Raw genomic sequence first — 5,153 nt, forward strand, 5'->3', positions numbered from 1 at the left:
ACCCACGCCCCTGGGCGAACAAGTCCGCGGCGCGCTCCCGCACCCCGCGGCCATACCCCGCCCGCAACCCACCAGACACAGGAAACCTCCCATCCCACGAACCACCTACTCCCCAATCCAAGAAACGAGATGCAGTTCACCGCGGCATCTCGGCCCATTGGGGCGCCACGGCCGGGGTATCTCCGTTCGTTGGGGCGGATTTTGCTTCCTGCGGAGGTCCATCCGCGTTCATTGGGTCCTCCGGCCACAGGCACCCCGGAACCCGGTCCTTGGAATTCCGCCGTTCCGTGGACTTTCCCAGGTGGGATACCACGCCGGGGAGGACCCAACGAACCGAGATAGACCTCCGCAACGGCCCGAATCCGCCCCAACGAACCGAGATACACCCCTCTGGAGGACCCAACGAACGCAGAACCGAGGCCTCGGCGCCCCAACGAGCGGAGTTACCTCAGCCTGGTCTCCGCCGACCTCAACGGCCGGTTCGCCACACCGGCGCTGGTCGGCGCCGAGAACACGCTGGGGGCGGCCAGCCACGCGGTGCTGCTGACCAACTCGCGCGGCGACCCGAAGCTGGAGCGCGCGCATATCGACCAGTTGGCGGCCCGCGGCGTGGACGGACTGCTGGTGCTCGGCGGCGAGACCGACGCCCGTCCGCCCGTCCACCCCGGCACCGCGCGCGACATCCCCATCGTCTACACCTACGCCCCCTCCAACGATCCGAAGGACTGCTCGGTCACCTGCGACAACGTCGCCGCCGGGGAGGCGGCCATCAACCATCTGCTGGACCATGGGCGGCGCAGCATCGCCGTCATCTCCGGCCCGGAGCACTACCAGGCCACCAAGGACCGCATCCTGGGCGCCAACCGGACCATGCAGGCGGCCGGGCTGCGCTTCGCCGTGCCCACCCGCTACGGCAACTGGCATGAGTCCTGGGGACGCACCGCGGCCGGGCTCATCCTCGAAAGCGGCGTGCAGGTCAACGCCATTTACTGCCTCAACGACATGCTGGCCCGTGGCGCCATCGACACGATCCTGAGCTGCGGGCTCGACGTGCCGGGCGACATCGCGGTGCTCGGGCACGACAACTGGGCCGTCACCGCCACCGAGGGACCGGTGCCGATCACGTCCTTCGACAACAATCTGCAGGAGATCGGCCGGCGCTCGGCGCGGCTGCTGCTCGACATCATCCGGGGCAACCCGCATCACGGCACCCTGACCATCGGCTGTTCGCTGGTCGTGCGCCGGTCCACGGTCGCGCGGCGGTGAACAACGCGGTGGCCGGCGGACGGATCCGCCGGCCACCGCCGTCATTCGATCACTTGGAACGCAAGGTCAGAACCGGACCTCGAAGGTGCGGGCGGCGTACAGGCCGCCCGGCACCGTCGCCACGAGCTCGCCGGCGGCGGCATCCCAGCGCACCGGCCAAGCCTCGAAGCCTTCCCCCGGGTATACTGTCGTCACCTCGCCGGCGCGACCCTGCCAGCGGCGCAGGTTCAGGCGGACCTCACCGCCCTTGGCCTCGCGCGCCCACACGGTGACCAAGGTGCGGTCGCAGGCGTCCAGGCCCAGCGCCAGCACATCGTCGAACCAGCCAGGCATGCCCAGCGGCCAGAACGGCATGGCCGAGCCGATCACCGGCTGCACATGCGCCTTATAGGAGGCCACGCCGTCCTGGACCAAGGCCAGCTGGTCGGGGTCCATGCGGTTGAGGTAGCCGGAGAGGAAGAAGCGGCCCAGGAACGTGGTGTTGATGTTGAACGCGGTCTCCTCGGGCGTCATGCCGCTCTGCGGGTACGCCCAGTTCGCCGCCTGCTCGGGCAACATCATCATCGGCGCCGCGGCCGCGATGGCCGGGTACAGCTTCCAGTCCTGCTGGTCGGAGGTGGACTGCACCTCGAAGCGGCCCGTCTGCGCGAAGTCCTCGCGCATGCCACCGGAGGAACAGTTCTCCAGAATGAGCTCCGGGTAGCGGCGGTGCAGGTCCTCGATCCACGCCGAATACGCGCGGTTGTGGCCGAGCAGGCCGTCGCCGGGGGCGTCAGCGTCGAGGTCGGTGCCGGCGCCGGGCGAGACGTTGTAGTCGAACTTGAAGTAGCCGATGCCGTACTCGGTGACCAGGCGGTCCACCACGGAGTCGAGGTGGGCGCGGGCGGCCGGGTCACGCAGATCGAGGATGTAACGCTCCTGCTCCACCACGCGTTCGCCGTGGCGCTGGAAGAACGCGGAGTCCGGCAGCTTGTCCGCCATCGGCGACTTGACGCCGATGACCTCCGGCTCGATCCAGATGCCCGGCACCATGCCCGCGGCCTTGATCGCGTCGATGACCTCGACGATGCCTTTCTCGCCGGGGAAGCGCGTCTTCGACGGCATCCACTCGCCCACGGACGGCCACCAGTCGCCGGAATCGTCGTACCAGCCGCAGTCGATGACGAAGATCTCCACGCCCACCTTGCCGGCCGCCTCGATGAGCGGCAGCTCCTTGGCGGTGGTCGGGTCGCCGTAGATGGTGTTCATGTAGTCGTTGAACACGGTGCGCACGGCCGCGTGGTCCGGATGGGGCGCGCGCACGGCGCGGCGGTAGTCGGTCAGGTTGCGCACGGCGGCGCCCAGGTCCGTGGCGAGCGTGAACGACGCGGGCACGGTGGTGAACGATTCGCCGGACTCCAGGATGCGGCACCAGCCGTGGTTCTCGCTGGTCGGGCCGGACAGGGCGACGGCCGCGTCCGCGGTGTCGTCCTGCACATCCCAGCGCCAGGCGCCGTTGTGCTCGATCTGGAACAGCCACGCCAGACCGAAGGCCTGGGATTCGAGCACGGCCAGCGGCAGGTTCATGCCGGTGGACCAGGTGCCCGAGGAGATGACCTGGTAGCCCTGGCGCGGGTCCACCTTGGTGATCTGCTGCGCGATCGGCGGCAGCAGATAGTTGAGCGGGCGGCGTGCCCAGCGGCCCTCGGCCGGCCAGTCGGAGCGGCCTTCCATAAGGTCCCACGCGGTCAGGTCGGGGGTCTGGTCCCCGCCCTGCGGCACGCCCAGCGTCGAAGTCCAGCTGGTCACGGAATCCAGCTGCAGCGGGGCGTCGCCGGCGTTGGTGACGGTGACGTCCGTGCGGACCATGGCCGCGGCGTCGTCGACCTCGTAGCGCACCACCGCCTCGACGCCGCGGGCGTCGTCCGCCAGGGCGACGCGCAGCTCGTGGCGGGTGCCCTGGTCGGCGGTTTCATGCCCGCGGTAGCGCAGCTCGGAGCCGATCACCGTGTGGGTGAGCTTGTTGCACGACAGCACATGCCCGGTGCCGGTGGTCATGACCTCGGCGATCGGCGTGCGGAACGGGAAGGCCGCGGCGGCGGCGCCCAGCCGGAGCTCGGCGAGGCCGACCGGCTGGTCGTCCGCGCAGTCGAAGGTGAGGGTGGCGGGCCCGGCTTGCCAAGTGAATGTCTGGGACATCATCATCTCCATGGTCGAAACTGCTGTGCGGGTGGCATCCGCCGCACCGGCACATCTGCTGGGGCCCAGCCTATCGGCGTGGGCCCGGGCGGCGGAGACGGTCGCGGTCATACGGAAATTTTTCGCGAGCGGCGCGGCTATGCCGGGCGGACGGCCAGGGAGGCGGCCGCCTGGAGGAAGTCGAAGGCGTCGTCGCCGCGATGGGCGAGGACACGCACCACGACGCCGTCCCGGGCGCGGCTCGCCCCGAATTCGCCGGGGAATCGACGGTCCTCGGCCAAGGCGCGAATCCGAGCGACGAGCTCGTCGTCGCGGGCCTGGCGGACGGCCTGGCGGGCGGCGGCGTCGGCCGGCGCGGCGGGACCGGCCGGCGCATCCGGCTCGGGCAAGTGGAGGTACAGCATGCCGCAGTGCGTGTGGTCGCGCCACATCGACATACCGGTGTGGCGCAGGCGTGCCGGGTCGAGCAGCATCCGTTCGGCGAAGGCCAGGCGCGCTGGCCGGCGGGGCGCCCCGGCCGGCGCGTCCGGCTCCGCGCCGTCCAGTGCGTCGTCGACGATCACGCGCACGCGGCTGTCGTAGCGGCGCATCAGCCACTGCTCGCCCATGCCGGAGCGGCCGTTGGTGACCACGTCGGCGTAGGCGAACGCGGTGCGCGGGCCGATGCGCGCGGTGACGGCGTTGCGGAACGCGCTGCCCCGGAACGGGATGACGGGGAACGGCAGGAACACGGCGCGGGCGTCGCCCCGCGCGGTCAGGTCGATGGTGCGCGAGGCCATGCCGTCGGCCGTGTCCAGCACCTTCTCATAGGACTGCGAGCGGACGGTCGTGTCCGTGCCGGGGCCGAAGGCGCAGTCCATCCGCGCCTCGTCGCCCTTGAGGAACCCGGGGCCGACGAAGGAGACCATGATGTCCGTGTGCGCGCCGCGGGCGAAGGGGTGCATGATCTTGAACGGCGCGGTGCAGTACCGGTCGTCCACCCGCGTGCCGCCGTGGCGGAACGCGGTGGACAGGCGCAGTTCGCTGTGCATGGGGGTCCTTTCGCCGGGCGATCACTCCTCCTCGAAGAGGACGGAGTGCCTGATCCAGTCGATGACGTCGTCGACGCCCTTGTCGTTCATGAGGTCGGTGAACAGGTAGGGACGGCCGCCGCGCATGCGCTCGCTGTCGCGCGCCATGACGGTGAGGTCGGCGTGGACCAGGTCGGCGATGTCGGTTTTGTTGATGACGAGCAGGTCGGAGCGGGTGACGCCCGGGCCGCCCTTGCGCGGGATCTTGTCGCCCTCGTCGGTGGCGATGACGTAGATCGTCGCGTCGGCCAGGTCGGGGCTGAAGGTGGCGGAGAGGTTGTCGCCGCCGGATTCGACGAAGATGATGTCGACGTCCGGGTGGGCGGCGGCCATCGCGTCGCAGGCCTCCAGGTTCATCGAGCAGTCCTCGCGGATGGCGGTGTGGGGGCAGCCGCCGGTCTCCACGCCGACGATGCGGTCGGCGGGCAGGCGCGAGTGGGCGATGAGGAACTCGGCGTCCTCCTTGGTGTAGATGTCGTTGGTGACGACGCAGATCGAGTAGTCGTCGGCCATCTTGCGGGTCAGGCGTTCGATGAGGGCGGTTTTGCCGGAGCCGACCGGTCCGGCGACGCCGATGCGCACGTAGCTCATGTGGGGTCCTTTCGTTGCGGTTCGTGGGTGGGATGGGACGGATGGGAC

4 protein-coding genes are annotated in these 5,153 nt (G+C 70.1%); 1 reads left to right on the forward strand and 3 read right to left on the reverse strand.

All coding sequences use genetic code 11. From position 1 onward, the window contains the following. The first annotated feature begins 453 nt into the window (after window positions 1–453). Window positions 454–1,266, forward strand: a complete 813-nt coding sequence (locus H7U32_RS09150) for a substrate-binding domain-containing protein (protein WP_275051239.1) — start codon at window positions 454–456, stop codon at window positions 1,264–1,266. A gap of 66 nt (window positions 1,267–1,332) precedes the next feature. Here the strand turns inward: H7U32_RS09150 and H7U32_RS09155 are convergent, their stop codons facing one another. From H7U32_RS09155 to ureG, 3 genes are all read right to left on the reverse strand, one after another. After that, complete coding sequence (locus H7U32_RS09155; RefSeq protein WP_239457661.1) at window positions 1,333–3,444, reverse strand: alpha-galactosidase; 2,112 nt, start codon at window positions 3,442–3,444, stop codon at window positions 1,333–1,335. A gap of 137 nt (window positions 3,445–3,581) precedes the next feature. Further along, window positions 3,582–4,475 carry an urease accessory protein UreD gene (locus H7U32_RS09160; RefSeq protein ID WP_204469766.1) on the reverse strand — a complete coding sequence of 298 codons (894 nt, stop codon included), beginning with the start codon at window positions 4,473–4,475 and terminating at the stop codon, window positions 3,582–3,584. A 21-nt stretch (window positions 4,476–4,496) separates the two neighbouring features. Next, window positions 4,497–5,105 (reverse strand): urease accessory protein UreG, encoded by a 609-nt coding sequence (ureG, locus tag H7U32_RS09165; protein ID WP_204469767.1) that lies wholly within the window; start codon window positions 5,103–5,105, stop codon window positions 4,497–4,499. Between the last annotated feature and the right edge of the window lie 48 nt (window positions 5,106–5,153).

Source organism: Bifidobacterium pullorum subsp. saeculare, from assembly GCF_016899725.1.
Taxonomy (GTDB): Bacteria; Actinomycetota; Actinomycetes; order Actinomycetales; family Bifidobacteriaceae; genus Bifidobacterium; species Bifidobacterium pullorum_C.